The organism is Rhizobium sp. 01N48, from assembly GCF_056399145.1.
The window spans coordinates 65,894-91,434 of sequence record NZ_JBFTQT010000007.1 but is presented as its reverse complement, the minus strand read 5'-3'; the positions used below and the strand labels follow the sequence as shown (position 1 = coordinate 91,434).

23 protein-coding genes, 1 tRNA gene and 1 other annotated feature are annotated in these 25,541 nt (G+C 60.7%); of the genes, 15 read left to right on the top strand and 9 right to left on the bottom strand.

The genetic code is table 11. From position 1 onward, the window contains the following. The first annotated feature begins 25 nt into the window (after positions 1 to 25). Complete coding sequence (locus tag AC1DOG_RS15095; protein WP_477929089.1) at positions 26 to 1,336, top strand: DUF2778 domain-containing protein; 1,311 nt, start codon at positions 26 to 28, stop codon at positions 1,334 to 1,336. Between the two features lie 29 nt (positions 1,337 to 1,365). On the opposite strand, the gene AC1DOG_RS15090 is transcribed toward AC1DOG_RS15095, so the two are convergent. Continuing rightward, complete coding sequence (locus AC1DOG_RS15090; protein WP_477929087.1) at positions 1,366 to 2,142, bottom strand: alpha/beta hydrolase; 777 nt, start codon at positions 2,140 to 2,142, stop codon at positions 1,366 to 1,368. A 301-nt stretch (positions 2,143 to 2,443) separates the two neighbouring features. Further along, positions 2,444 to 3,910 carry a SulP family inorganic anion transporter gene (locus AC1DOG_RS15085; RefSeq protein ID WP_477929085.1) on the bottom strand — a complete coding sequence of 489 codons (1,467 nt, stop codon included), beginning with the start codon at positions 3,908 to 3,910 and terminating at the stop codon, positions 2,444 to 2,446. A 71-nt stretch (positions 3,911 to 3,981) separates the two neighbouring features. Next, positions 3,982 to 4,037 (bottom strand) — a sequence feature (sul1 is cis-regulatory element that is thought to sense ions involved in sulfur or methionine metabolism; They are found in Alphaproteobacteria). A 156-nt stretch (positions 4,038 to 4,193) separates the two neighbouring features. Here AC1DOG_RS15085 and uvrB point away from each other — a divergent pair. From uvrB to AC1DOG_RS15070, 3 genes are all read left to right on the top strand, one after another. Further along, a complete protein-coding gene (uvrB, locus tag AC1DOG_RS15080) occupies positions 4,194 to 7,127 on the top strand; it encodes an excinuclease ABC subunit UvrB (protein ID WP_477929083.1) in 2,934 nt (977 codons plus the stop codon). Positions 7,128 to 7,381: 254 nt separating this feature from the next. Then, complete coding sequence (locus AC1DOG_RS15075) at positions 7,382 to 7,627, top strand: CopG family ribbon-helix-helix protein (RefSeq protein WP_477929081.1); 246 nt, start codon at positions 7,382 to 7,384, stop codon at positions 7,625 to 7,627. Then, the gene (locus tag AC1DOG_RS15070) at positions 7,627 to 7,914 is read left to right on the top strand and encodes a type II toxin-antitoxin system RelE/ParE family toxin (RefSeq protein WP_477929079.1); all 288 of its coding nucleotides are present in this window, start codon (positions 7,627 to 7,629) and stop codon (positions 7,912 to 7,914) included. Before AC1DOG_RS15075 ends, AC1DOG_RS15070 begins: the two co-directional genes overlap by 1 nt. A 180-nt stretch (positions 7,915 to 8,094) precedes the next feature. On the opposite strand, the gene AC1DOG_RS15065 is transcribed toward AC1DOG_RS15070, so the two are convergent. Next, a complete protein-coding gene (locus tag AC1DOG_RS15065; RefSeq protein WP_477929077.1) occupies positions 8,095 to 9,576 on the bottom strand; it encodes an OLD family protein in 1,482 nt (493 codons plus the stop codon). Positions 9,577 to 9,669: 93 nt separating this feature from the next. Next, the gene (locus AC1DOG_RS15060) at positions 9,670 to 10,230 is read right to left on the bottom strand and encodes a hypothetical protein (protein WP_477929075.1); all 561 of its coding nucleotides are present in this window, start codon (positions 10,228 to 10,230) and stop codon (positions 9,670 to 9,672) included. A gap of 395 nt (positions 10,231 to 10,625) precedes the next feature. Here AC1DOG_RS15060 and AC1DOG_RS15055 point away from each other — a divergent pair, with 395 nt between their 5' ends. From AC1DOG_RS15055 to AC1DOG_RS15025, 7 genes are all read left to right on the top strand, one after another. Further along, complete coding sequence (locus AC1DOG_RS15055) at positions 10,626 to 11,096, top strand: hypothetical protein (RefSeq protein WP_477929073.1); 471 nt, start codon at positions 10,626 to 10,628, stop codon at positions 11,094 to 11,096. A gap of 122 nt (positions 11,097 to 11,218) precedes the next feature. Beyond that, positions 11,219 to 11,422: a hypothetical protein gene (locus tag AC1DOG_RS15050; RefSeq protein ID WP_477929071.1), complete on the top strand. Its 204-nt coding sequence runs from the start codon at positions 11,219 to 11,221 to the stop codon at positions 11,420 to 11,422. Between the two features lie 469 nt (positions 11,423 to 11,891). After that, on the top strand, positions 11,892 to 12,104 hold the full coding sequence (locus AC1DOG_RS15045) for a cold-shock protein (RefSeq protein ID WP_018900054.1): 213 nt from the start codon (positions 11,892 to 11,894) through the stop codon (positions 12,102 to 12,104). Between the two features lie 218 nt (positions 12,105 to 12,322). Continuing rightward, positions 12,323 to 13,159: a type I methionyl aminopeptidase gene (gene map, locus AC1DOG_RS15040; protein ID WP_018900055.1), complete on the top strand. Its 837-nt coding sequence runs from the start codon at positions 12,323 to 12,325 to the stop codon at positions 13,157 to 13,159. A 7-nt stretch (positions 13,160 to 13,166) separates the two neighbouring features. Beyond that, on the top strand, positions 13,167 to 13,976 hold the full coding sequence (gene radC / locus AC1DOG_RS15035; RefSeq protein WP_477929069.1) for a RadC family protein: 810 nt from the start codon (positions 13,167 to 13,169) through the stop codon (positions 13,974 to 13,976). A 242-nt stretch (positions 13,977 to 14,218) separates the two neighbouring features. Further along, the gene (gene sthA, locus AC1DOG_RS15030; RefSeq protein WP_112941440.1) at positions 14,219 to 15,625 is read left to right on the top strand and encodes a Si-specific NAD(P)(+) transhydrogenase; all 1,407 of its coding nucleotides are present in this window, start codon (positions 14,219 to 14,221) and stop codon (positions 15,623 to 15,625) included. Positions 15,626 to 15,805: 180 nt separating this feature from the next. Continuing rightward, complete coding sequence (locus AC1DOG_RS15025; protein ID WP_477929067.1) at positions 15,806 to 17,587, top strand: B12-binding domain-containing radical SAM protein; 1,782 nt, start codon at positions 15,806 to 15,808, stop codon at positions 17,585 to 17,587. Between the two features lie 82 nt (positions 17,588 to 17,669). Here the strand turns inward: AC1DOG_RS15025 and tig are convergent, their stop codons facing one another. From tig to AC1DOG_RS15005, 4 genes are all read right to left on the bottom strand, one after another. Further along, entirely contained in the window at positions 17,670 to 19,148 is a 1,479-nt protein-coding gene (tig, locus tag AC1DOG_RS15020; RefSeq protein ID WP_018900059.1) for a trigger factor, read from the bottom strand. Positions 19,149 to 19,330: 182 nt separating this feature from the next. Continuing rightward, positions 19,331 to 19,415: transfer RNA gene (locus AC1DOG_RS15015), tRNA-Leu, on the bottom strand. Positions 19,416 to 19,571: 156 nt separating this feature from the next. After that, positions 19,572 to 20,165: a GDYXXLXY domain-containing protein gene (locus AC1DOG_RS15010; RefSeq protein ID WP_111563605.1), complete on the bottom strand. Its 594-nt coding sequence runs from the start codon at positions 20,163 to 20,165 to the stop codon at positions 19,572 to 19,574. Continuing rightward, entirely contained in the window at positions 20,162 to 21,265 is a 1,104-nt protein-coding gene (locus tag AC1DOG_RS15005; protein ID WP_477929064.1) for a DUF2157 domain-containing protein, read from the bottom strand. The genes AC1DOG_RS15010 and AC1DOG_RS15005 overlap by 4 nt, the downstream gene beginning before the upstream one ends. A 667-nt stretch (positions 21,266 to 21,932) precedes the next feature. On the opposite strand from AC1DOG_RS15005, the gene AC1DOG_RS15000 reads away from it, so the two are divergent. From AC1DOG_RS15000 to AC1DOG_RS14990, 3 genes are all read left to right on the top strand, one after another. Further along, a complete protein-coding gene (locus tag AC1DOG_RS15000; RefSeq protein ID WP_018900062.1) occupies positions 21,933 to 22,076 on the top strand; it encodes a DUF1127 domain-containing protein in 144 nt (47 codons plus the stop codon). A 307-nt stretch (positions 22,077 to 22,383) separates the two neighbouring features. After that, positions 22,384 to 22,527, top strand: a complete 144-nt coding sequence (locus tag AC1DOG_RS14995) for a DUF1127 domain-containing protein (protein WP_018900063.1) — start codon at positions 22,384 to 22,386, stop codon at positions 22,525 to 22,527. Positions 22,528 to 22,799: 272 nt separating this feature from the next. After that, positions 22,800 to 23,882, top strand: a complete 1,083-nt coding sequence (locus tag AC1DOG_RS14990; RefSeq protein ID WP_477929062.1) for a hypothetical protein — start codon at positions 22,800 to 22,802, stop codon at positions 23,880 to 23,882. 29 nt (positions 23,883 to 23,911) lie between these two features. On the opposite strand, the gene AC1DOG_RS14985 is transcribed toward AC1DOG_RS14990, so the two are convergent. Further along, on the bottom strand, positions 23,912 to 24,799 hold the full coding sequence (locus tag AC1DOG_RS14985) for a LysR family transcriptional regulator (RefSeq protein ID WP_477929060.1): 888 nt from the start codon (positions 24,797 to 24,799) through the stop codon (positions 23,912 to 23,914). A 109-nt stretch (positions 24,800 to 24,908) separates the two neighbouring features. Here AC1DOG_RS14985 and AC1DOG_RS14980 point away from each other — a divergent pair, with 109 nt between their 5' ends. Then, positions 24,909 to 25,523, top strand: a complete 615-nt coding sequence (locus tag AC1DOG_RS14980; protein WP_112983100.1) for a glutathione S-transferase — start codon at positions 24,909 to 24,911, stop codon at positions 25,521 to 25,523. The last annotated feature ends 18 nt before the right edge of the window (positions 25,524 to 25,541 follow it).

Genomic DNA, 25,541 nt, shown 5'->3' with positions numbered 1-25,541 from the left:
TAACGAGTTGTGAAAGACGAGTCTTATGGCGTTTGCGGTCGATGTGTTTGCCAATACCAGGCCAGTAGGTACGTCCATTTCTCGTTTCAGTCGCTCATTCCGCCTTATCTCAGGGGCGGGTCTCATCGGTGCTAGTTTTGCTGCCTCGGCATGGGTCGTGACGTCGATCGCGACGATGCACGCAGTCGCTCCCGCACCCTACAAGAACGCCATCGGCGATATCGCGCTCGTGCAGCACACCGCCGCGGCCGCTCCCAAAGAGCGCAATATTCACGTGAGCAAATTCTCCCGCCTGCAGCCGCTGACGGCCGAGAACCGGTCGTCGAAGCGCGATCGGCTGCTGACGCCTGACGTTCTCAGGGCCGCTTTCGTCGGCACATCCGGCCCTGTCATCGCCGACGCCCTGCCCGCACGCACCGTCGTTGGCGCCGCGCAGCCGTCGAAGGTCAAGGACGACGCCGTCGCCGCAACCCCTCAGGTCGCCAGCGCCAGCTCGTCCGATCGCATCGTCATTCCGTCCAAGGCTGAGATCGCCGCACTCGAAGGCCCTGCCCTTCTCGCGCTTGCCGCCATGCCGAAGGCCGCTTCGGATGAACAGCAGGCCCGCGTTGCCGTCAACGCGCCCGCTTCCAATCCCGCGAAGCCGGCAGCCGTCGAAGTGGCAAGCGTCGACGTCGAAAGCGATGCCAGCAAGGGCGACGCCGGCAACGCCTTCGGCCTCGTGCTCAACGACAACAATTCCGTACCCTTGCCGATGGCCCGTCCCGACGGCATGACCAAGCGCGCGCCGGCAAACGACCGCGCCAGCCGCCCTGCAGAACCGGTGCTTGCCTATGCACGGCCTGATATCGGTGACGACGAAGGCGAAATCCCCGTCGTGCCGAAGCGCCAGGCAAGCCCTGTCGCGCGCGCCGGCGTCGCGGTCTATGACATCTCCGCAAGCATGGTATACCTGCCCAACGGCGAGCGTCTCGAAGCCCATTCCGGCCTCGGCAAGATGCGCGACAATCCGAAATATGTTCGCGAGAAGATGCGTGGCCCGACGCCGCCGCACACCTACCAGCTGACCATGCGCGAAAGCCTATTCCACGGCGTCGAGGCAATCCGCCTCAACCCGCTCGGCGGCGCCGGCAACATCTACAACCGCGTCGGCCTGCTCGCTCACACCTACATGCTCGGCGCACGCGGCGACTCCAACGGCTGCGTCTCCTTCAAGGACTACAAGCGCTTCCTCGCCGCCTTCAAGCGCGGCGACATCCGCCAGCTGGTGGTTGTCGAAAGCATGCCCGACAAGCCGCGCTCCACCTTCGCCTCGCTGTTCTCGTCGCGGTCCTAAGACCGCGACGTCACGCGCTTCACGTCAAATCAGCTGCCGCCTGCGGCTTCGATGATCATCTGGGTGATCTCGTCGGGATGCGAGATCAGCGACAGGTGGCTGGATTTGAGCTCGATTGTCTTGGCGCCCATGCGCTTGGCCATGAAGCGCTCCAGATCCGGATTGATCGTCCGATCCTCCGTCGACACCGCATACCAGCTCGGCTTCGAACGCCACGCCGCCTGCGTGGTCTTGCCGGTCAGCAACGCCTTGTGGAACGGCTCCTGCACCGCATAGAGCACCTTGGCCTTCGCCTCCGGCAGATCGCCGGCGAAATCACGCAGAAACGCTTCCTCGCTCAACCGTCCTTCATCGCCATCGAACACGATCCCGGCCGAGGCAGGCGGGGTCGGATAGGTCTTTGCGAGCGCCGTATAGTCCTCGCCCGCATCGGGCGCGCGGGCGGCGACATAGACGAGCGCCGACACCTTGGGATGGACGCCGGCCTCGGTGACCAGCATGCCGGAGAAGGAGTGGCCGACGAGAACCGTCGGGCCATCCTGGCGATCCAGCACCTTCTGGACCGAGGCGACGGCCTCCGGCAATGTGGTCAGCGGGTTCTGCACGGCGGTGGCGTTGAAACCGGCAGCCTGCAGGCGCGCGATCACCTCCGTCCAGCAGGAACCGTCGGCGAACAGCCCGTGGGCCAGAACGATGTTGCGCGCCTTGGCGGGCTGCGCCATCGCGGCCATGCCGCGTGTGGAGATGAGGGAAGCGGCAGCGCCGGCGAGAAGCGCTGTCGAGAAAGTCCGTCTGTTGATCATCATGGTCTTTACCTTCGGCTTTGATCCATCCGATCCTGCGACAGGCTGTGACCCCGCGCATGACCGGCACCGGTCGATCTGCATCGGCCTGCTGGTTCTCTTCCGGGCACCGTCGCGACACCATTGTTGGTGCCGCCGTGCTCGGCCAAGACCTGCAGCCAAGACACGATCGCCGGCTGGCGCAGGTGAGGATGCCCCTCGTTCAGGCATGCCGTTTATGCCTGATTGTCCTGACGCGACCCGTATACGCCGGTGTCGGCGGTTTTGTTACAGGTCGGGTGCGCGGCAGGACGACTTTAAGCGATCAGATTTCCTTAAGGCTCGGCGCATTGTCGAGCCGGCCGATCAGCGTCGCGCTTGCCTCGTTGAGGCCGTTCACCTCGACGGCGACGCCATGCGCCTTGAAGCGCTGCACCACGCGGTCCAGCGCCGCCACGGCGGTGATGTCCCAGAAATGCGCGTGCGTCAGGTCGATCGTCACCGCCATGCCCTCGGCATCGGCGATATCGAAGGCGTCGATGAAGACGTCGGCGGAGGCGAAGAAGACCTGGCCGGTGACGTGATAGGCGATGCGCTCGCCCGCCTCGTCCGTGTCCTTGCGGACCGACAGCAGCTTGGCGACCTTGAAGGTGAAGAAGACGCCGCTCAGGAGCACGCCGACGGTGACGCCGAGTGCCAGGTTGGCAGTGAAGACGGTGACGACGACGGTGGCCAGCATGACGATGCTCGAGGTCTTCGGATGCACCACCATGGTCTTGACCGAGGACCAGTCGAAGGTGTCGATCGACACCATGACCATGATCGCGACCAGGGCCGCGACGGGCACCTGCGAGACCCATGGCTTCAACAGCACCATGAGGATCAACAGCAGCGCGCCGGCAAACAGCGTCGACAGACGGCCGCGGCCGCCATATTTCACGTTGCTGACCGTCTGGCCGATCATGCCGCAGCCGGCGATGCCGCCGAACAGGCTGGCGGCGGCGTTGGCGATGCCGAGACCGGCGCATTCGCGGTTCTTGTCGCTCGTGGTGTCGGTGAGATCGTCGACGACACTGGCCGTCATCATCGATTCCAGCAGGCCGACCATGGCAATCGCCAGCGCCGGACCGGCGATGATCTCGAGCGTCTCCAGGTTCAGCGGCACCTGCGGCCAGGCGAAGATCGGCAGCGAATCCGGCAGCTTGCCGAGATCGGCGACCGTGAGCACCGGGAGATGCAGGCCGACGGAGGCAAGGGTGAGCAGCAGGATGCAGATCAGCGGCGACGGGATGGCGGTGGTGATGCGCGGGGCGATGTAGATCACCGCGAGGCCGGCGGCCAGCATGGCATAGGCGATCCAGTCACCGCCGATGATATGCGGCAGCTGGGCGCCGAAGATCAGGATCGCCAGCGCGTTGACGAAGCCGGTGCGGACCGATTTCGACACGAAGCGCATCAGCACGCCGAGGCGCAGGAGGCCGAACACCACCTGGATGACGCCGGCGAGCAGACCGGCGGCGAAGAGATAGGGCAGCCCGTGGGCATGCACCAGCGGTGCGGCGACCAGCGCCACGGAGCCGGCGGCGGCCGAGATCATCGCCGGGCGGCCGCCGGTAAAGGCGATGACGATGCCGATGACGAACGAGGCGAAGAGGCCGACCTGCGGATCGACGCCGGCGACGAAGGAAAAGGCGATGACCTCGGGGATCAGCGCGAAGGTGGCGACGGCGCCGGCAAGCATTTCGCGGGTCGGATTGGAAAACCAATCCCGGCGGAGGGAGGATACGTGCATGTTGGTGATATCTCGCAAAGCGTGGCCCAACGCGCCCGGACGGGCGGTCGAAATATGGCGTGCAGGTTTTGCGTTGTCTGGCGGATCGGCGGCCAGAAGAGCCACCCGGAGTTTCACCGGGTCCGTGGTGAGTGTCTCCGTTATAAACCGCATTTTTGCCGCGATGCAATATCGCCGGGGCATTTGGTGAGCACAGACACCCGCGTCGGACGCCGCAAAATCCGTTTCCCTTTTGTACTCTTTGCCTCTTCCATTTCGCGCTGACTCTCTCCATATTCCGGCCATGGCCAAATCTCCGAAAAAGTCCCCCGCCCCCGATGGTTTCGAGGAAGCTCCCCAATCCGCGTTCGAAGGCGCGCCCCTAGAGGGTTCCGTCGCCGATTGGGTGAAGCAGCTGGAGGCCGATGCCGAGGCATCCGGTGTCGAGACGCAACGCCAGATCGCGTCCAAGGCCGGCAAGCACCGCAAGAAGGTGGAGATCGCCGCGTCCAAATCCGCGCGCGGCACGTCCATGGGCGGCTCGACCGACCCGAAGACGCGCGCAGCGGCCGGCCTAAACCCGGTCTCCGGCCTCGACGTTTCGCTCGAGGACGCCGCGGCGCTGAAGGCGGGCACGGCCGTGACCGCCACGGTGGAGGCGCTGTCGGCGCTGATCGAGAGCGGCAATCCGCTGTTCAAGGACGGCAAGATGTGGACGCCGCATCGCCCGGCCCGGCCGCCGAAATCCGAAGGCGGCATCGAGATCCGCATGAACTCGGAATACTCACCGGCCGGTGACCAGCCGACGGCGATCAAGGACCTTGTCGAGGGCCTCGACAATGGCGACCGCAGCCAGGTGCTGCTTGGGGTCACCGGCTCCGGCAAGACCTTCACCATGGCCAAGGTGATCGAGGCCACGCAGCGCCCGGCCGTCATCCTGGCGCCGAACAAGACGCTGGCGGCCCAGCTCTACAGCGAGTTCAAGAACTTCTTCCCCGATAACGCGGTGGAATATTTCGTCTCCTACTACGACTACTACCAGCCGGAAGCTTATGTGCCGCGCTCCGATACCTTCATCGAGAAGGAATCGTCGATCAACGAACAGATCGACCGCATGCGCCACTCCGCCACCCGCTCGCTGCTCGAGCGCGACGATTGTATCATCGTCGCCTCCGTCTCCTGCATATACGGTATCGGTTCGGTCGAAACCTACACCGCCATGACCTTCCAGATGGAGGTCGGCGACCGCCTCGACCAGCGCCAGCTGCTAGCCGACCTCGTGGCGCAGCAATACAAGCGCCAGGACATCAACTTCGTCCGCGGCTCCTTCCGTGTGCGCGGTGACACGATCGAAATCTTCCCGGCCCACTTGGAAGACGCGGCCTGGCGCATCTCCATGTTCGGCGACGAGATCGACGCCATCACCGAGTTCGACCCGCTCACCGGCCAGAAGACTGGCGACCTGAAGAGCGTGAAGATTTACGCCAACAGCCACTATGTCACCCCGCGCCCGACGCTGAACGGCGCCATCAAGGCGATCAAGGAAGAGCTGCGCCTGCGCCTCGCCGAGCTCGAAAAGGCCGGCCGCCTGCTGGAAGCCCAGCGCCTGGAACAGCGCACCCGCTACGATGTCGAGATGCTGGAGGCCACAGGCTCCTGCGCCGGCATCGAGAACTATTCGCGCTATCTCACCGGCCGCAGCCCCGGCGAGCCGCCGCCGACCCTGTTCGAATATATCCCCGACAACGCCCTGCTCTTCATCGACGAAAGCCACGTCACCATTCCGCAGATCGGCGGCATGTACCGGGGCGACTTCCGCCGCAAGGCGACGCTTGCCGAATACGGTTTCCGCCTGCCGTCCTGCATGGACAACCGGCCGCTACGCTTCGAGGAATGGGACGCGATGCGCCCCGACACCGTCGCCGTCTCGGCCACCCCCGGCGGCTGGGAACTCGACCAGTCCGGCGGCGTCTTCGCCGAGCAGGTCATTCGCCCGACCGGGCTGATCGACCCGCCGGTGGAGGTCCGCTCCGCCCGCAGCCAGGTCGACGACGTGCTGGGCGAAATCCGCGAGACTGCCGCGAGGGGATACCGCACGCTCTGCACCGTGCTCACCAAGCGCATGGCCGAGGACCTCACCGAATATCTGCATGAGCAGGGCGTGCGCGTCCGCTACATGCACTCGGACATCGACACGCTGGAGCGTATCGAGATCATCCGCGATCTTCGTCTGGGTGCTTTCGACGTTCTCGTCGGCATCAACCTTCTGCGCGAAGGCCTCGACATTCCCGAATGCGGCTTCGTCGCCATTCTCGACGCCGACAAGGAAGGCTTTCTGCGCTCCGAGACCTCGCTGGTGCAGACCATCGGCCGTGCGGCGCGTAACGTCGACGGCAAGGTCATCCTCTACGCCGACAACATCACCGGCTCGATGCAGCGCGCCATGGACGAGACCGCCCGCCGCCGCGAAAAGCAGGTGGCTTACAACACCGAACACGGCATCACGCCGGAATCGGTGAAGGCGAAGATCTCCGACATCCTCGACAGCGTCTATGAACGCGACCACGTCCGCGCCGACATCTCGGGTGTATCAGGCAAGGGCTTTGCCGACGGCGGCAACCTCGTGGGCGGCAACCTGCAGACCCATCTCAACGCGCTGGAAAAACAGATGCGCGACGCTGCAGCTGACCTCGACTTCGAAAAAGCCGCGCGCCTGCGCGACGAAATCAAACGCCTCAAGGCCGCCGAACTCGCCGTCATGGACGACCCGATGGCGCGGGAGGAATCCAAGGCCATGGAAGGCATCAAGCGGAACGCCAAGGCGACCCGCGAGTCCCTCAACCCATCGGCAACCTCAACGAACTCCCTCCCCCCTGTGGGGAGGGTTGGGGAGGGGAAAGCCGCGAGCGCCGAGGCCACCTCCCTCTTCCAAAAACCCACCCTCGACGACATGGGCCCAGGCACCGACACCGCCATCCCGTCCCGCACCTTCCGTCGGAACGATCTCGACGAAATGACCGTCGGCCGCACCGAAAAGCCCGTGTCAGGCAAGCTCCCGGACAAGCCCGACGCCGCCAAGAGCACCAAGCGCTTCTCCCCCCTGCTCGAAGGCCAACCCGACCGCGACGACCCGCGCCCCCTGGTGCGCGGCAAGACGGGTGTCGGCAGCTATGAGGATGCGGGCGATGTGAAGAGGCAGAAGCGGACGAAGGGCAAGACGGGGCGGCCGGGGCGGTAGGAGAGCAGACCGCAGCCCCTCCACCTCCCTCATTCCTGTGCTTGTCACAGGAATCCAGCCGCCGCGCGTCGGCGCGGCGAAAAGAGTCTCTTGCGATCAAGGACTTGATCGCGCTGGATCCCTGTGACATCGCCCGGACGAAGTCTGGGCACAGGGATGAGGGCATTCAGAGAAGGCGCCGCGCAGGAACCGTAGGCGCGTCCGCTTGACGCCACCGGCCAAACTCCCATAATCGCCTGAACCGGAGGTTATCCATGAACGCGATTACCGTCCATCTTCCCGACGAAACCGCTGCCCGCCTCGACCGCCTCGCCGACAAGCTGTCGAAGCCAGCGGATAGCGTCGCCGCCGATGCGATCGAGGATTTTCTCGCCCGCGAGGAATGGCAGTTGGCCGAAATCGAGGCCGGCCTAACGGAAGCCGATCGGGGAGAATTTGCGAGCGAGGATGAGGTGAACGCGGTTTTCGCCAAGTATGGCGTAAAAACGCGCGGCGCCTGATGCCGCCAATCCGCTACACGAGGCGCGCGCTCGGCAATCTAAGGCACATCGGTGAATGGATCGGGCAGAATAACCCCGCTGCCGCTCAACGCGTCATCGCCCGACTTGCGGCCGCCATCGATCTCCTACGCGATCAGCCCGACATGGGACGTCCCGGCCGCATAGCCGGCACGCGGGAACTGGCTCTGGCGGATATTCCCTACATCGTCGCCTATCGGCTGAACGCAGGGCACGTCGAGATCATTGCGGTTTTCCATGCGGCGCAGCGGTGGCCAGAGAGGTTTTAGGCCAACACGAGCACCAAACAGCGAGACGGAGTACCGGTTGGTGGCAACTCCGTCTCAGGCACTTCAATTTTAACTCAATCGCCAACCGTACGCTCCACCTAGAAGTGCCTATGCTGCCAATCAACGCTTCGTATTCGAAATATATCCGCCCTCATCTTTACGCGTTAAACTAGCGTTAATCTAAATATAATCTCCGATCTCTTGCCGAATCTTGTTGTTTTCTTTTGACGAATTAATCATCAACTCAGCATACTTTTCTGCGATATTTATTTTGTTTGCTGCCAGAGACCTGCTTATAATTTCATATTCTGAAGCCTTGAGGTCAAAGGCCCTCAGGCCACTAAAGTTAGAATCAACGACATGAATTCCGTTAACAAGCTCATCTTCGCTCAAAACCACCTTCAAGGCCTGCAGCAGGATATCTGGCTCGAGTGCGTCCTCGATTACACATTTGTTGGAATGATTGGACTTTCCCTTATCAAGCGACACGGTGCCATTGTTCGCCTTTGACCACCGGACTAGATAACCATCCTCTCCATAAGATGCAGCATCTCCATGTTCCGGATCTGTGTCGGTCAAGAATAGAACATTCTTAATCTTAGCACCTTTATCCTTCCAATAATATTCTTTGAATATTGCTGATATGCGTTTGACACGATTCTTACCAACCGGCACGCAGGTAAGCTTCTCATCGTTTAAGGACGATTGGATATATAGGCCGTCCGACTTGCTCTCACAGATGATAAATTTGGCGAGGGGATTTTGCTCCGCCTCCGATCCGATTGCTGCGAGAAAGTCAAAGATCATTCTCATCTCGTATCGTGGCATGCCTCTAAACGGAAAATCAGCGCTTTTTTCCACTTGGAACTGACGCTCCCCGTCTGGATCTTCTGTCAAGAGCACAGTCGATCCGCGATTGACGGGAAGTACCCAACCGTACCAATGCGATGTAAAAATCACGCTGGTATGCTCGCCGACCAGAGAGGCAAGCTTGTGAAACTGCCGAAGACGTCTGGCCATGTCCATCGAGATCTCAGGCTCGTCCACGGCAAGAATTAAGCGCCTCTCCAAGCCTTGTTGACTAGATAGTATAGCCATCACAAAATCCAGCATTGCCGCTCTGCGCTGGCCGGAGCTCAACGATTCCAACGGTCTATTTTTTAGTTTGAGCTTTCGAGAAGTCAGAAAACTTTCAACTGCTGCTTCCGCTAATTTCTTCGCAGTGAGCTGGGACAATGCCCCTCTGTCACCGGTGTAGCCGTACTCTGGATTGATTGCACTCAAAGAAGCGCCGACCTGCGCGTCAACGAAATCGCTGAGCACCTTGTTGACGTCGTTGATCAACGCGCTCTGACCTTTTAACGCGTGCGCGACATCTGATACGAGCGAAGATCCCATTAGCAATTCATGGATCTCTGAACTAACCCGCGCTTGGTCATCGATGTCTACTTCGGCGGAAATGTATACGTATCTATAGTAGTTTCGCGCCTCGTCGAAAAGCCTTGAGGCGACGGCTTCCTCTTCCTTGCCGTCCACCTCACTTCTGCCGTCGAAGATGATTTTCTGGCCATCTTCCCGTAACGCAACGCAGACAAATAACTGATCGTCTAAAGGCTTACGCTTAAGTTTGGTGTGTAGAGCTTTCGAATTGTTCTTCAGCACCAATATCTCTTGAGAATTAAATCTCTTATCAAGGCCATCTATGTCGATGGAAAAAACAGGCGCAACAAAGCACTCCTGGGGACCTTTTTTAGATTATTTATTGCGCATCCATCGTGGTCTTTTGGAAAAATACGCATCAAGACCTTCTAATATCGCACTTTTACCCGTCCCATTGTCACCGAGATACGCGACGAGGCTTTCGCAGTCGTCCAGAAAAACCGGGCACTCATTGATACCCTGATAGCACTTGAAGTTTTTGAGATATACGGCTGCAATATTGCGGAATTTCATTTCAACAATCCCAAGGATAGACCAACTATCCGGAGCATTACCGCTAATTGCATTAACAAAAGCTTCTGTAACCGAGTGTTTTGCCGATTTTGCACATTTCGGCTGACCGCTAGAAGACAATAAGCTCTGCGGAAGGAATGAGAATAGAGGGGTGGCTCTGCTCTGAAAGTCACGCCCCATATCAAGACACACCAGAATAGCCGTAACCTTGCGTACAAGCTGTCGGCCGAGATACCGACATTCGTTCGACATCTCATGCGACCATAAAACGCGAACTTGCTTCGGCGTGATGAAAGAAATCCATGCGAAGTCTCGATACATCAACAACTTAGAAAGAGTTTCATCCCCACCCTCCCCACCCATGCCATCATCCCTCATCCCACCACGGATACACCGGCAGGCGTGCCGGCGAGGTGGGGTCGGCGCTGGGTGTTTGAGGAGGACGCAAGCTCTCTCATCCGGGGTTCGCAGAAAATGGTCTCCCTCCGGTGACGGCGGGTTCCGTCGCAAGACGGGCCCGAGTTGAGCCCGGACGTGCCTGTGAGGCACACATGGTCTCGTCGCGAAGTTGGGCGAGAAGGCAGAGAAACCGGAGTTGCGTTCATAAACCGCCGAACGGGGTGCTGGAAGGCACCATATTTTTTACTCTATCGAGGTGATTTCCAGCGCCCCGTCCGAGTGAAGCCTGAACCAGCAAACCACGGGTGAAACCAGCCGCGTGACGGCATCGCCGCGCGCCGGAGCCGAAGAGGACCGCAATGCCGCAGCACCCTCATGATAATCCCGGCAAGGACCTTAAGGACCGCCTCGGTCTCGAGTTGATCGTTGCGCTGGCGGCGAGGACATCGGAGATGCTGTCCATGCCGGTCTTAACCTGCCCGATCAACCGCTGCCGCCGCGCTCGCGCCTGCCAGCGCATCGCCGTCAAGGGAAGCAAGCTCGCCTGCGTCCATACGCTGCCCTCGGAATACACACCCTGCTTCACCGACTATCTCGGCTGGGCCGGGATGGCCTGCGCCGATGCTCGCGATGGAGAGCACGGCGCGATGTTCCGGCTCCTTGACCTCCTGCCGCCGGACCTGCGCGGCCATACGGTGTCGGTCGTCCGTGATTGCCTTGCCGGCGACGCCCGGGCGCTCGCCTGCCTTGATGAGACACTTGCCCTTATCGCCGAGAAATCGCCACCGGTCTTCGAGCACCCGCAGGAGGAAGCGCAGGCCACACCCTGATGCGATCGCGATCGCCACCGCCCCCGGCGCCCCCAGCGCCCCGCCCTGCCCGCCGACATCGCGTTAAACTTGCGTCAACGCCCGCGTGGCATATCTCTCCAGGCGACAGGTAGGAGACTTTTATGGCATTCGTCGGCTTCAAGAACACCCATAATCACACGATCTACGTCAATCCGGCCCAGGTGCTCTATGTCTCGACCTATGAGGAAGACGTGACGATCATCGCCTACGCCGCCGCCGATGCCGCCGGCAAGCCTGCCGTCTCCTATGTGCGCGGGAGTGCCGACATGGTACAGCACAAGCTCAGCGCCGGCACGGCCCGCTGATCTACTCGCGCCTACCGGGAATTCTGCTCGCGCTTAGCGGGCAGTCGCCCAACAGTTGGGCATTCGCACGGATTGGGGATGTGAACGTGCCGTTCCGGTACGCATTCCCGGAATGGGTCAGCGATACCGGCTCAGCGTTACCAATCGTCAAGTGTTTGAATCTTTGGCCATTCCCGCTTTGGAGCGGCTGGTGTCAGAATAATGTCGCTTGCATTTTGCTCCGTTTACTGGCACCAATTGTGTACTCGGGCATTTGCATGCCGGTGACTGGACTGATGTGGCTGAGCCCTTCTTTGAGGGGCGGCGTGGGGGGACCTTCACGCGCGTAGACGTTCTTTCCCCGTTCGTGAACTACTCGACTGACCCTTCGCGTTCTGAGTTAAGATGAGGGAGCGCGAAAGTGAAAGCCGTCCATTTCCTCTCGGGGGGATGGATACCAGACAGACTACAGGGAAAAGGACCTATCCCAATGGCCACCAAAGGCGTCGTAAAATTCTTCAACCAGGACAAGGGTTTTGGTTTCATCACTCCTGATGGCGGTGCGAAGGACGTATTCGTTCACATCTCCGCTCTCCAGGCTTCCGGCATCCAGTCGCTCCGCGAAGGCCAGCAGGTTACCTTCGACACCGAGCCGGATCGCATGGGCAAGGGCCCGAAGGCCGTCAACATCTCGGCCAACTAATACCGGTTTCTGCCTCGGCAGGACTGCGAACGGCGCTCCGCAAGGGCGCCGTTTTCGTTTTCCGGCTTGCTGGTGCCGGGTGGCTCGATCGGGTGCCGATGGATGGCAGCGTGCGATGAGGGCGTGATAGCTTAAATGCGCCTCCCCCATTGATCGCAATGGACGAACCCGGCATAGCTGCATTATGAATGACGACAATTTCCGCTAAGGCCCCCGCAATGGTAAACTACATCGAAGCCTCCTCCGCGCCATCCAAGAATACCGGCGCCATCAGGCTCTACGGCGCCGATGCCTTCGCGGGCATGCGCAAGGCGTGCCAGGTCACCGCCCGGTGTCTCGATGCGCTTGATGATATCGTCAAGCCGGGGGTGACGACCGATGCGATCGATCGCTTCGTCTTCGATTTCGGGCTTGAGAATGGCGCCGTTCCGGCGACGCTCAATTACCGCGGCTATACGAAATCCACCTGCACCTCGATCAACCATGTCGTGTGCCACGGCATCCCGGATGCCAAGCCGCTGCGCGAGGGCGACATCGTCAATATCGACGTCACCTATGTGGTCGATGGCTGGCATGGCGATTCCAGCCGCATGTATACCGTTGGGACCGTGAAGCGCGCCGCCGAGCGGCTGCTCGAGGTCACCTATGAATCGCTGATGCGCGGGATCGCGGCGGTGCGCCCCGGTGCGCGCACCGGCGCCATCGGCGAGGCGATCCAGACCTATGCCGAGGCCGAGCGCTGCTCCGTGGTGCGCGATTTCTGCGGCCATGGGGTCGGCGCGCTGTTTCACGACAGCCCGAATATCCTGCATTACGGCCGCGCCAGCGAAGGGCCGGAACTGCGCGAGGGCATGATCTTCACCATCGAGCCGATGATCAATCTCGGCCGCCCGCATGTGAAGGTGCTGGCCGATGGCTGGACCGCCGTCACCCGCGACCGGTCGCTGTCTGCCCAATACGAGCACACGGTCGGCGTCACCGCCGATGGCTGCGAGATCTTCACGCTGTCGCCCGGCGGGCTCGACCGCCCGGGCCTGCCACCCCTCACAAAATGAGCCGCTGATGGCAAAAGGACCGGTTCCCCATTCCGAAGACCTGGAGCTGCCTTTCGCGGCGGATGAGGACGATGGCATGGACGAGCGGTCCTTCTTCGCCGAGCAGGCCGGCAAGCCCGCATCGCTCCGGCCCTCGCCTGCCAAGGAAGAGCATTACCACGGCCACCGCGAGCGGCTGCGCCAGCGCTTCCGCGATCATGGCGACACAGCACTTGCCGATTACGAAATGCTGGAGCTGATGCTGTTCCGGCTGATCCCGCGCCGCGATACCAAGCCGATCGCCAAGGCGCTGCTCGACCGCTTCGGCTCGCTCGCCGCCGTGTTCGGCGCGCCGATCGCGCTGCTGCAGGAGGTCAAGGGCGTCGGCGAGGCTGTGGCGCTGGACCTGAAGCTGATCTCGACCATCGCGCACCGGACATTGAAGAGCGAGTTGCGCGGCAAGCAGGTGCTGTCGTCGTGGTCGTCTGTGATCGAATACTGCCACGCCGCCATGGCGCATGAGACCCGCGAGCAGTTCCGCATCCTGTTCCTCGACAAGCGCAACGCGCTGATCGCCGACGAGGTCCAGGGACATGGCACCGTCGATCACACGCCAGTCTATCCGCGCGAAGTGGTGCGCCGGGCGCTGGAGCTTTCGGCCACCGCGATCATTCTGGTGCACAACCACCCCTCCGGCGACCCCACGCCGTCGCGCGCCGATATCGACATGACCAAGATGATCATCGATACCGCCAAGCCGCTCGGGATCACCGTGCACGACCACATCATCATCGGCAAGGATGGCCATGCCAGCCTCAAGGGGCTGCGGCTGATCTGAACCGCCGCCGCGATTTCCCCGCGCAGGCCGGATCCGTTATTCTGGAGCGGCCTGTTCCTTCTCATCGTCGCTGGCCGTCTTTATGACGAACCATCCCGCAGCACCGGCACTGCCGCCCTTATTTCGTCTCGCTCATTCCTAATATTCGGCCGTAAATCAATCTGCAACATTGACCGGATACGTGTGAACGCGCCATTTTGCGTCGCAATATGATTCCAGCTTTTCAACCGGGGCCTGCTTCCATGTTTCAATACGATCTCGTTGTTGTGGGGAGCGGCCCGGCCGGTCGCCGTGGTGCTATTCAGGCCGCGAAGCTCGGCAAGAAGGTGCTCGTCATCGAGCAGGGCAAGCGCGTCGGCGGCGTCTCCGTCCATACCGGCACCATCCCCTCGAAGACGCTGCGCGAAACCGCGCTCAATCTCTCCGGCTGGCGCGAGCGCGGCTTCTACGGCAAGGCCTACCGGGTCAAGCAGGAGATCAGCGCCGAAGACCTGCGCCGCCGCCTGCTGATCACGCTCGATCATGAAGTCGAGGTACTCGAGCACCAGTTCGCGCGTAACCGCGTGCAGCACCTGCGCGGCAAGGCGAGCTTCATCGATGCCTCGACGCTCGAGATCGTCAAGGATGACGGCGAGGTCATGCGGGTCTCGGCCGCCAGCATCCTGCTTGCGGTCGGCACCAAGCCGTTCCGTCCAGACTATATCCCCTTCGACAACAGAACGGTGCTCGATAGCGACGAACTGCTCGATATCGAGGAACTGCCGCGCTCCATGGTCGTCATCGGCGCCGGCGTCATCGGTATCGAATATGCGACGATCTTCAGCGCGCTCGACACCGCCGTCACGCTGATCGACCCGAAGTCGACGATGCTCGACTTCATCGACAAGGAAATCGTCGAGGACTTCACCTACCAGCTGCGCGACCGCAACATGAAGATCATGCTCGGCACCAAGGCGGAGAAGGTCACCAAGCTCGATGACGGCAAGGTCGAGCTCATTCTCGACAATGGTCGCCGCCTGGTGACGGACATGGTTCTGTTCGCGGCCGGCCGCATGGGCGCCACCGATGCGCTGAACCTGAAGGCGGCGGGCCTCGAGGCCGACAGCCGTGGCCGTCTCAAGGTCAATCCCGAAACGTTCGAGACATCGGTGCCTGGCATCTACGCGGCGGGCGATGTCGTCGGGTTCCCGAGCTTGGCTTCCACGTCGATGGAACAGGGGCGCATCGCGGCGCGTGTCGCCGTCGGCGCCGTTGCCAAGGAGCCGCCGAAATACTTCCCATACGGGATCTACGCCGTGCCGGAGATTTCGACCTGCGGTCTGACGGAAGAAGAGATGAAGGAACGCGGCATTCCCTATGAATGCGGCATCGCCCGTTTCCGCGAGACCTCGCGCGGCCATATCATGGGCCTCGATACCGGTCTCCTGAAGCTTATTTTCTCGCTCAAGACGCGCCGCCTGCTCGGCGTTCATATCGTCGGCGAAGGCGCGACCGAGCTGGTGCATATCGGCCAGGCCGTATTGAACCTCAAGGGAACGGTCGAGTATTTCGTCGAGAACACGTTCAACTACCCGACTCTCGCCGAAGCCTACAAGATCGCCGGCCTCGATGCCTGGAACCGGATGGGCGATATCAAGTCGGAATTGTGATCGCGCGGCCGGAGCGTCCGACGCTGCAATCACGGCACTGATATGACAGCCGAAACAATAGCTTAGACACATAGGATGCGCCCGATCTTGGGCGTGTCGACGTCGCAAAAGCGTCCCTTGTATAATCCGCAGTCTCTGGTAGCGTCGCTGATGGGGGTTCTCTCTTACCAGTGAGTGAACGTGCGCGAACAATCCGAGACGTCTGACCGGAATTTTCAACTCATCCTCATCAAGCCGTCGCACTACGACGACGACGGCTATGTCATTCGCTGGTGGCGGGCGATGATCCCGTCCAATTCGCTGGCGGCGCTCTACGGAATTGCCGCCGATTGCGCCGAGCGGCGGGTGCTCGGACCCGGTGTCGGCATCGACATCACCGTTATCGACGAGACCAATACGCGGGTGAACACCTCAGCATTGCTGCGGCAGCTGAAAACCAACGGCAATTTCGGCATGTTGGCGCTGGTCGGCGTGCAATCGAACCAGTATCCGCGTGCGCTCGATATCGCCCGGCCGTTCCGCGATGCGGGCATTCCGGTGGCGATTGGCGGCTTTCATGTCTCCGGCTGTCTCTCGATGCTCGACGGCCACGCCGTGGGGCTCGACGAATGCCGCGAGATGGGCATCTCGATGTTCGCGGGCGAAGTCGAGGGGCGGCTGGACAAGGTGCTGCAGGACGCCGCATCGGGTACGCTGGCGCCGCTCTACAATTTCATGAACGATCTTCCGAGTATCGAGGGTGCCGCGGTTCCGTTCCTGCCGAAGGTCAATGTCGCGCAGACGCTTGGATTGAGCACCAGCTTCGACGCCGGGCGCGGCTGTCCCTACCAGTGTTCCTTCTGCACCATCATCAACGTCCAGGGCCGCAAGTCGCGCTTCCGCACAGCTGATGATGTCGAGAAGCTGGTGCGGATGAACTGGGCGCAGGGCATCCACAAATTCTTCATCACCGACGACAACTTCGCCCGCAACAAGGACTGGGAAGCGATCTTCGATCGGCTGATCCAACTGCGTGAAAAGGATGGCATTCCGCTCGGCCTAATGATCCAGGTCGATACGCTCTGCCACAAGATCCCGAACTTCATCGAGAAATCGAAGCGCGCCGGCGTCACCCGCGTGTTCATCGGGCTGGAGAACGTCAACCCCGACAATCTGACGGCGGCGAAGAAGAACCAGAACAAGATCACCGAATACCGCAAGATGCTGCTCGCCTGGAAGGCGCAGGGCATCATGACGTTAGCTGGCTACATTCTTGGCTTCCCGGCCGATACGCCGGAATCGATCCGCCGCGATATCGCGATCATCCAGCACGAGCTGCCGCTCGACGTGATCGAGTTCTTCGTGCTGACCCCACTGCCTGGCTCGGAAGATCACCAGACGCTATTCCGCAAGGGCGTGGCGATGGATCCGGATCTCAACATCTATGATGTCGAGCATGTCTGCACCGACCATCCGAAGATGAGCAAGCAGGAGTGGGAGAGTATCTATCAGGAAGCCTGGTCGCTCTATTATTCGCCTGATCATATGAAGACGCTGCTGCGCCGGGCGGTGGCGACGGGTGTGCCGCTGGCGCGGCTGGTGAAGGTGCTGGTGTCGTTCGCCACCACCGTGCCGCTCGAAAACGTGCATCCGCTGCAAAGTGGGCTGCTGCGGTTGAAGCATCCCTCGGAGCGCCGGCCGGATTTACCGCGCGAGAGCGCCCTGGTCTTCTGGCCGCGCTTCCTCGGCGAGACGATCACCAAGCATCTGAAGCTCGGCGGCACGATCGCGCGGCTGGCGGTCACAGCCTTCATGACTTCACGCGACAAGAATGCCAAGACCTATATGGACCAGGCGTTGACACCTGTTGGTGACCATGAGGACGAGACGCTGGAGCTCTTCACGAAGACGGCGGGCGGACAGGCGGCGGTCTCGCATATCAAGAAGGTCAACGAGCTCACGCATGCGCATCGGGCGGGCTGAGCCGGCGTTTCTTTACCTCAAATCCTGAGCACAAAAAACCCCGCTTGAAGCGGGGTTTTTCGTTGGATCGATTGGCCGGAGATTACTCGGCGCCTTCCTCGGAAGCCTTCTTCTTGGGAGCGGCCTTCTTCTTCGGAGCAGCTTCTTCGCCTTCAGCGGCTTCAGCCTTAGCAGCAGCCTTCTTCTTCGGAGCAGCCTTCTTGGCTTCCTTCTCGGAGCCTTCGCCTTCTTCGTCGGCGAGCAGCTCTTCCTTGGTTACCTTCTTGTCGGTGACGTCGAGTTCGGTCAGCAGATGGTCGATGACCTTCTCTTCGAAGATCGGCGCGCGGATCGAAGCGGCCGCACCCGGCTGGCTACGGAAGAATTCGAGGATCTGCTTTTCCTGGCCCGGATACTGACGCAGCTGCTCATAGATGGCGCGCTGCATTTCGTCTTCGCTCACTTCAACGCCGGCCTTTTCGCCGATTTCGGAGAGAACGAGGCCGAGGCGAACGCGGCGCTCAGCTAGCTTCTTGTACTCTTCGCGAGCCTGCTCTTCCGTCGTGTCTTCGTCTTCGAAGGTCTTGCCGGACTGTGCGAGGTCGTTGGCGACCTGGTTCCAGATGCCGTTGTACTCGGCGTCGACGAGCGAAGCCGGGGTCTCGAACTTGTACATTTCGTCGAGCTGGTCGAGGATCTGACGCTTGACCTTCTGACGGGTCATCGAGCCGTACTGCGATTCGATCTGGCCGCGAACGATTTCCTTCAGGCGGTCAGCCGATTCCAGGCCGAGCTTCTGAGCCAGTTCGTCGTTGATTTCAACGTCGGCAGGAGCAGCAACGTCCTTGACGGTGACGTCGAAGGTGGCTTCAGCGCCAGCGAGGTTCTTGGCCGGGTAGTCAGCCGGGAACGTGACGTTGATGGTCTTTTCGTCGCCAGCCTTGGTGCCGACGAGCTGCTCTTCGAAGCCCGGGATGAACCGGCCCGAGCCGAGAACGAGTTCGGCGCCCTGGTCGGTGCCGCCTTCGAAGGCAACGCCGTCGACCTTGCCGACGTAGTCCATGGTGATGCGGTCGCCGTCAGCGGCCTTGCCCTTCTTGGTCTCGTAGGAACGAGCGCTTTCAGCGACCTTGAGAACCTGCTCGTTGACTTCCTCGTCGGAGATATCAACGACTTCGCGGGTGATCTTGACGCCCTTGACGGACTTCAGTTCGATCGGGGGCAGAACTTCGTAGGAGAGCGTGAACTCGAAATCCTTCTGAGCCGACAGGATCAGTTCTGCTTCGTCCTTGTCTTCCGTCATCGCGATTTCAGGCTGCGTAGCGGACTTTTCGCCGCGCTCGGCGAGAATGGAGGTCGGCTGTTCGCGGACGATCTCGTTGACGAGGTCGGCCATGATGGACTTGCCGTAAACCTTCTTGAGGTGAGCGGCCGGAACCTTGCCCGGACGGAAGCCGTTGATCCGGACCTTGTCCTTCACGTCGGCAAGACGCTCGTTCATCTTGGTTTCCATGTCCTTGGCCGGGATTACGACCTTGATTTCGCGCTTCAGCCCTTCAGCGAGCGTTTCGATAACCTGCATGTCTTCCTACCTTCAATTCGTGGCGGCCGTGCCCAGACGCCGTTCGTTTCGATGAGCACGACGCCGGAAAGTGCCGGGCGTGGCTTGTTCTCAATTCTTCTTCGTTCTGCGTGAGCGGAACGGCGCTTGGCTCCGGGCAATCGAGGGGCACCGTTTTCGGTCCCTCGCCTGCAAGCCAGCTTTGGTGCGGGTAGAGAGACTTGAACTCCCACGCCTTGCGGCACCAGAACCTAAATCTGGCGTGTCTACCAATTTCACCATACCCGCGTTCTCAAAAACCGCATGCATATGCCTGCACATGAGGCCTTCCGGAGCGCGGCGTCTCTATATCACCCGATTTGGAGGAGGCAAAGGAAAAATGAAGGTCAAATGACAGCGATTTTTCCCGCCGCCGCGCGGACTTGCGCCCGCAAGCGGTCAAACTCAGTAAAGCGGCTCCTCATAGGCCGGCTTGCCGTCCACCAGCAGGCTTTTGATCTGCGCCATGCCATTGGCGCCAACGCTTGCAGCAATCGACACCTGGCCATCACGGCGCGCCTCTTCCAGCGCATGTCCGGCACCTTCCGGAACGTAATAGCGCTCGATGCCATATTCCACGCGGATGGTTTCGGCCTGCGATGTCTCGCCGTAGCTATAGAAGGGCTGGGTATGGAGCACGGCCGTACCGTCGGCTGGCGGGAGCTTGTCGAAGGATGATTCGGCGATCTGCCAGAAACCGCCCTCGCCCGGCTTCAGGCGCACCCAGAGGCTGCGCTCGGCCGCCTCCTTCGGCATGGCGCCTGATATCGAGGAGACGGGTACGGACGAAATGTCGTAGTTCAGCACCACGTAATCGCCGCGCAGGAAGTCGCGCGGATCGACGGGCGCGGTCTTCAACAGAACCTGCGTTCCATTGCGCAGGACGGATGCCCGGCTCTGGACGATGTAGCCGAGCACGGCCGTCTGCAGCAGCGCCACGGTGACGGCGGCGGTGACGCAGCGGCGCTTCGAGTAGCCCTTGAAGGAGAATATGCTCATTGGACCGCCTCCCTGGCCTTGCCGGCAAATCTTCGTTCGAGACGGATGACGATCCAGGCCACGGCCGCGACGAACAGGCCGGAGCAGAGGAAGAGCCCCGAGGTGCCTAGGATGGAACCAACGGTCACCGAGCCGAGATAGAGGATCTCGACGGCGAAAACCGTGTAGGCCAGATAGCGGACGGCGCCGTTGTCACGCCCCTGCAGCGCGATCGCCAGCACGGAGGCGGCGAGTGTCACGATGCCGAGCGGGAGAACCCATTTGCTGGCATCGAGCTCGACATGCAGCAGGAACAGGCCGATGACGGCAAGCAGGAAGGAATAGAAGGCAGGTGCGGCACCGGCGCCCCTGATCAGCGAGGACAGGCGCGCCACCGGCAGGCTAACCAAAACGAAGACCGCCATGCCGCCGATGACATAGATCAGCGCCAGCCACAGGTCGGAATTCAGCGTGTAGAGCCAAGCGAGCCAGCCAAGCAGCAGCAGATAGGCCAGATGGCGCACGCGGCCGGCGCCGGTGTAGCGCACCAAGGCCACGACGATCGCCGCCATGACGGGTGCTGCCCATGAATCGAGCGTCATCAGCCGCATGTCGGAGCCGCTGAGATAGAGGCCGAAGCTGCCCCATGAAAGGAAGCCCGCCACGCCCGACACCACGCCCGAGCGGAACAGCACGGCGGAGACCACCGCCATGGCGAACCAGAGATACATGACCGTCTGCTCATCGCCCGACAGATGATACATCTGCCCGACCAGCGAGATGGCGCCGCCGAAGGTGAGCGTGCCGATGACGAGCAGCGCGTTGGCGGCGGCGATCTGGCCGCGGACAAGGGCAGCACCGGCGCCGAGATGGACGGACCAGATCAGCGCAAGAATGAAGAACATCCTGACGAGACGCGGTATCGCCTCCCAGTTGGAGGCAACCACCAGCAGGATCGCGGCGCCGAGCAGGATGGCGGCGAGGATCATCAGCACATTGCCGAGGCTGAAGCTTGCCGGTCGCCCGTCATATTCCTTGAGCAGCGCATCGGCGGTTTGCTCGCTGAGCAACCCCTTGCCGACCCACTGCGACAAATCCCTCTCCAGACGTCCGCGATACATGCCCTACCCCGCAAACCGCGCAAAGTTGCGCCTGAGTTTTCAACCTTATAGACGCGGTTTGGCGATTGAGGAAACGGCTCCTTGTTATTTCCTTCACAGACCCTTTCGGCTCAGACATTCGGAGCTACCGTTAATCGCCCGGCAAGACTTTGCTCTTACGCTACGTCATGCCATGCATATTGCGCATGGAGACGGCCAAGATACTGCATCGCACTCCTACTCAAAACCATTGAGCATGCGCGCAGCCGGGATGTACCCGGACCGGATTACCGGACGCCTTCGGATATGATTTCCGCCGACATGATCGGGATTTGGATCTATCCTCCCTTCCAAACAACCCGATCGACCTGCAACATCCTCCTCCCAGTTGCCGGTCATACGTATGGACGCCCATCGGATTGCGCATCCGGTGGGCGTCTTCGTTTTATCCTCCGCAGGGCGGCTCATGCGCGCCACCGCCGCTGGATTGCTCATTTTGCCTATTGATTGACCAGAACGTGGCCAAATCGTGCGATTTACAGCTTGAGAAATGCAGCAGCTGCATATGTGCGTTGAATTCTTGTCTCTGTTAGCTCTTCGCAGTGCAATATATATTCAGCTCATCAAATAGAGGTCAGCGCCGATAGGCGGCAGCTGGCAGACGCAAGCCCTCGGAAAGGGGATCGACATGAACATTTCTCGCTCTTTCAACAACTGGCGCAAGTATCGTCAGACGGTTACCGAACTCGGCCGCATGACCAACCGCGAATTGCACGACCTCGGCATCGACCGCGCCGACATCCAGCGCGTTGCTCGCGACGCCGTTCGCTAATATCTTCGCTGATCTCAGGGCGGTTCGCTTCCTCCCAAGCCGATCGCCTCACCAAGACGCCCGCTGCCACCAGGCAACGGGCGTTTTCTTTTGTCTTAACCCTCATTAACGCCTGGGTTGCGCCAAAGCCCAGTATTCCGCCTGCTCAAAAAGTGACACTTGCGCTTTATCTGTGCATCGTACTGCACAATTGCATGGCAGGAGCCTAATAAATGCACTGCACAATATGACCGGGATCACCTATATCAGCGTCAACCACTGAGACGGCAATCGCGCCGCTCACTGAACTGATCTTGAGGAACTACCCATGAACCCGATCCGCATTGCAAAGAGCTGGATTAGCTACCGCCGTACCCTTAGCGAACTCGGCAGCCTCTCCAACCAGGCCCTCGCCGACATCGGCGTAAGCCGCTACCAGATCCACAACATCGCTTCGCGCGCTTTCCGCTAATAGCGGAACGCCTGAAGTACCCAAAACGGCGCCCACAAGGCGCCGTTTTCGCGTTTAAACGCATGATTTTTCTTACTATTGTGAAGTTCTACTGAAGTTAAGTCACATTTCTTTTTAAGCCATTATGCACGACGCGGGTAAGTTGCTCGATATCCTCGTTGACTCACCGGTGTCATGATTGACTGTGAATAACTGGTCTCCCGTCAAGATCGGCTGGCCCTTTGACGTCGCCGACTATATCGTTTGTCCTCACGACAAACCGGGACCATGCGATGAAGCCTGACAAACTTCGCAACCTGCTGCAGGAGATGGACACCCGTATTGGCCGGATGGGCAGCGTACGGAAGGACCACTTCAGCGCAAACTTGTCGGGCCTTAGGGCGGAGGTGCAGAGACTACTCAGCAAAGTCGATACGTTGCGAACACGGGACATAACCGCACTCGAACTAGCGCTATCGGCCATACCGATCCACGACTTGGACAAGTCGAGCTTGAATAACCTGTTGCTCGGCATGAAGATCGGCCTCAGCCAACTTGGCCCCGACGAGATTCTGGAATCCCTGCCCGGCCAAAAACCGGCCGCTTTTCAATTCGGCTTCGAGAATGAACAGGTTGTGGTAGTTGATCAACCGCTTCGCTCTACTGCGCGAGAGAGGGAAATCGCTTCATCAGCCTTGGAAGCAGCCATCGAGAAGGGCGCATACGTCGGCGAGCAGCTATCCCAATCGAATTCCTCCCCTCGCCTTAAGGACGCCTTCAAGGCTCTACAGGACAAACTCGAGGCGCGGGCGAACATTATCCAAATCGGAATGTTCAATCAGACCTGTGGCCGTGTGTTGGGAGGCGATGTTGAAGAGTTGTCGCCCACGTTGTTCGAATTGCTGCGATCCCATGTCGACCTCGTCTCCGCAACGGCATCCCAGTTCGAAGACTGGCGAATCTTTCGCGAGAACGCCGTCGACATCGATCACGAGTCCATCAACGCTCTCTCGCAGAGCACCCTGGCACTTATTCGCGAGCTAAGGAACCACAACAACGCCGAACCAGACGTGACGAATGCGTTGGAAACAGTCGTCGGCTGGACGGATCAAAAGGCTGCTGACAAGCGTGATGTCCTAGCTCTCGCCGGGACCCTTCAAAACCTTTGGTCTTTGGCAGCGAAATCAGCACTCGCAAAAGAAGTCGTAAGCGAGGGCCGTAAACTTGTGGCAAAGGCGATCATAGCGTCTCTTTTGGCAGTAACGACGGCAGGGGCCTTGGCGGCGCTCGGAAAGATTCCGGGCGGTGAGTGGATTGAACCAACGCTCTCTTATTTCAAGTCATCTGGCGAAGCGCCGCCGCTAGAAGCAAAGTGAATCACTGAGGGAAAATAAGTCCTCCCCACCTACATCTCCAACGCCCGCAACTTCTCCACCGCGAAATCGACGAAGGCTCTTGTCTTGGCCGAAACGTGGCGGCCCTCTGCGTGAACGACGTGGATCGGCAGCGGTGGTTCCTCGTAATCTTCGAGCGTCAGACGCAGCTGGCCGGCGGCCACGTACCGGCTGACTTGATAGGAAAGCGGGCGGGATAGTCCCCAGCCGCTGACCGAGGCGGCGATCGCGGCGTCGACCGTGTTGCAATAGAGGCGTGGATGCAGGGTCGCGGCGGCGCCGTCGGGGGCGAAGTGCCAGTCGAGGGGTGCCGACGAGCCGGTGTTGACGATCGTGGCGTGGTTGGCGAGATCGGCGGGTGTTTTGGGTTCACCGTGGCGCTCGAAATAGGAGGGCGCGCCGCAGACGACGCGGCGCACGCTGCCCACCTTGATCGCTGTCTGATCGGAATCCTGCAGGCGGCCGATGCGGATCGCGACGTCGATCCCCTCCTCCACCAGGCTGACGATCCTGTCGAACAAGAGCACACGGCCGGTCACGCCCTTATGGATATCGAGAAACTCGCTCATGACAGGCATGATATGCAGCTGCCCGAACTGCACGGGCGCGGTGATGGTCAGCATGCCTGATGGCGTCGCGTGCGAGCCGCCGGCGGAGGCCTCGGCTTCGTCGATCTCGGACAGAATGCGTTTGCAATCATCGGCATAGCGTCGGCCGGCCTCGGTCAGGTTGACCGATCGCGTCGAGCGCACGAAGAGGCGCGCGCCGGTGGCATCCTCGAGAAAGGCAACCGCGCGGGTGACGGCCGGCGGGCTCATGTGCAGCTGGCGCGCCGCTTCCGCGAAGCTTGCCGTTTCGGAAACCCGCACTAGGACTTTCATGCAGTGAAGCCGATCCATATCGTCACCTTTTATTCCATCCAGAGAAACAGTCCCTTTCTCATAATCGAAATTCCATACGAAATCAGGAACAATTATTCTTTCGGCAACACCAACGGAGACCAGTTCCATGAAGCTCTACTCGCACCCGCTTTCGGGTCACGCACACCGCGCCTGCCTGTTCATCTCGCTTGCCGGGATCGACGCCGAGATTGTCGATATCGATCTCGCCGGTGGCGAGCACAAGAAGCCTGCCTTCCTGGCGCTCAACCCGTTCGGGCAGATCCCTGTGCTCGATGACAATGGTTTGGTGCTTGCGGATTCGAATGCGATCCTGGTCTACCTCGCCAAGAAGCATGCGCCGGACTGGCTGCCTGAGGATGCCGTGGGCGCCGCTTCCGTGCAGCGCTGGCTTTCGGTGGCTGCCGGCGAAATCGCCTATGGCCCGGCCGCCGCGCGGTTGGTCACGGTGTTCGGCGCGAGCTTCGATACCGAAGAGGTGATCGGACGCGCGCACCGCATTCTGGCGCTGATCGATGCGGAGCTGGCCGGCAAGGCGTGGATCGCGGCCGATCGGCCGACGATCGCCGACGTCGCGCTCTACAGCTACATCGCCCGCGCGCCGGAGGGGAATGTCGATCGTTTCCGCTACGGCAATGTCAGCGCCTGGCTGAAGCGTATCGAGGCGCTGCCCGGCTTCCGCCCATTCCAGAAGACGGCGATCGGCATTCCCGACGCGGCCTGAGACAGGCCACGCGCCGCC

Coding starts and splice junctions, on each gene's coding strand:
- AC1DOG_RS15095 (WP_477929089.1), top strand. CDS start 26: ATGGCGTTTGCGGTCGATGTGTTTGCCAATACCAGGCCAGTAGGTACG.
- AC1DOG_RS15090 (WP_477929087.1), bottom strand. CDS start 2,142: ATGATGATCAACAGACGGACTTTCTCGACAGCGCTTCTCGCCGGCGCT.
- AC1DOG_RS15085 (WP_477929085.1), bottom strand. CDS start 3,910: ATGCACGTATCCTCCCTCCGCCGGGATTGGTTTTCCAATCCGACCCGC.
- uvrB (WP_477929083.1), top strand. CDS start 4,194: ATGGCCAAATCTCCGAAAAAGTCCCCCGCCCCCGATGGTTTCGAGGAA.
- AC1DOG_RS15075 (WP_477929081.1), top strand. CDS start 7,382: ATGAACGCGATTACCGTCCATCTTCCCGACGAAACCGCTGCCCGCCTC.
- AC1DOG_RS15070 (WP_477929079.1), top strand. CDS start 7,627: ATGCCGCCAATCCGCTACACGAGGCGCGCGCTCGGCAATCTAAGGCAC.
- AC1DOG_RS15060 (WP_477929075.1), bottom strand. CDS start 10,230: ATGGGTGGGGAGGGTGGGGATGAAACTCTTTCTAAGTTGTTGATGTAT.
- AC1DOG_RS15055 (WP_477929073.1), top strand. CDS start 10,626: ATGCCGCAGCACCCTCATGATAATCCCGGCAAGGACCTTAAGGACCGC.
- AC1DOG_RS15050 (WP_477929071.1), top strand. CDS start 11,219: ATGGCATTCGTCGGCTTCAAGAACACCCATAATCACACGATCTACGTC.
- AC1DOG_RS15045 (WP_018900054.1), top strand. CDS start 11,892: ATGGCCACCAAAGGCGTCGTAAAATTCTTCAACCAGGACAAGGGTTTT.
- map (WP_018900055.1), top strand. CDS start 12,323: ATGGTAAACTACATCGAAGCCTCCTCCGCGCCATCCAAGAATACCGGC.
- radC (WP_477929069.1), top strand. CDS start 13,167: ATGGCAAAAGGACCGGTTCCCCATTCCGAAGACCTGGAGCTGCCTTTC.
- sthA (WP_112941440.1), top strand. CDS start 14,219: ATGTTTCAATACGATCTCGTTGTTGTGGGGAGCGGCCCGGCCGGTCGC.
- tig (WP_018900059.1), bottom strand. CDS start 19,148: ATGCAGGTTATCGAAACGCTCGCTGAAGGGCTGAAGCGCGAAATCAAG.
- AC1DOG_RS15010 (WP_111563605.1), bottom strand. CDS start 20,165: ATGAGCATATTCTCCTTCAAGGGCTACTCGAAGCGCCGCTGCGTCACC.
- AC1DOG_RS15005 (WP_477929064.1), bottom strand. CDS start 21,265: ATGTATCGCGGACGTCTGGAGAGGGATTTGTCGCAGTGGGTCGGCAAG.
- AC1DOG_RS15000 (WP_018900062.1), top strand. CDS start 21,933: ATGAACATTTCTCGCTCTTTCAACAACTGGCGCAAGTATCGTCAGACG.
- AC1DOG_RS14995 (WP_018900063.1), top strand. CDS start 22,384: ATGAACCCGATCCGCATTGCAAAGAGCTGGATTAGCTACCGCCGTACC.
- AC1DOG_RS14990 (WP_477929062.1), top strand. CDS start 22,800: ATGAAGCCTGACAAACTTCGCAACCTGCTGCAGGAGATGGACACCCGT.
- AC1DOG_RS14985 (WP_477929060.1), bottom strand. CDS start 24,799: ATGGATCGGCTTCACTGCATGAAAGTCCTAGTGCGGGTTTCCGAAACG.
- AC1DOG_RS14980 (WP_112983100.1), top strand. CDS start 24,909: ATGAAGCTCTACTCGCACCCGCTTTCGGGTCACGCACACCGCGCCTGC.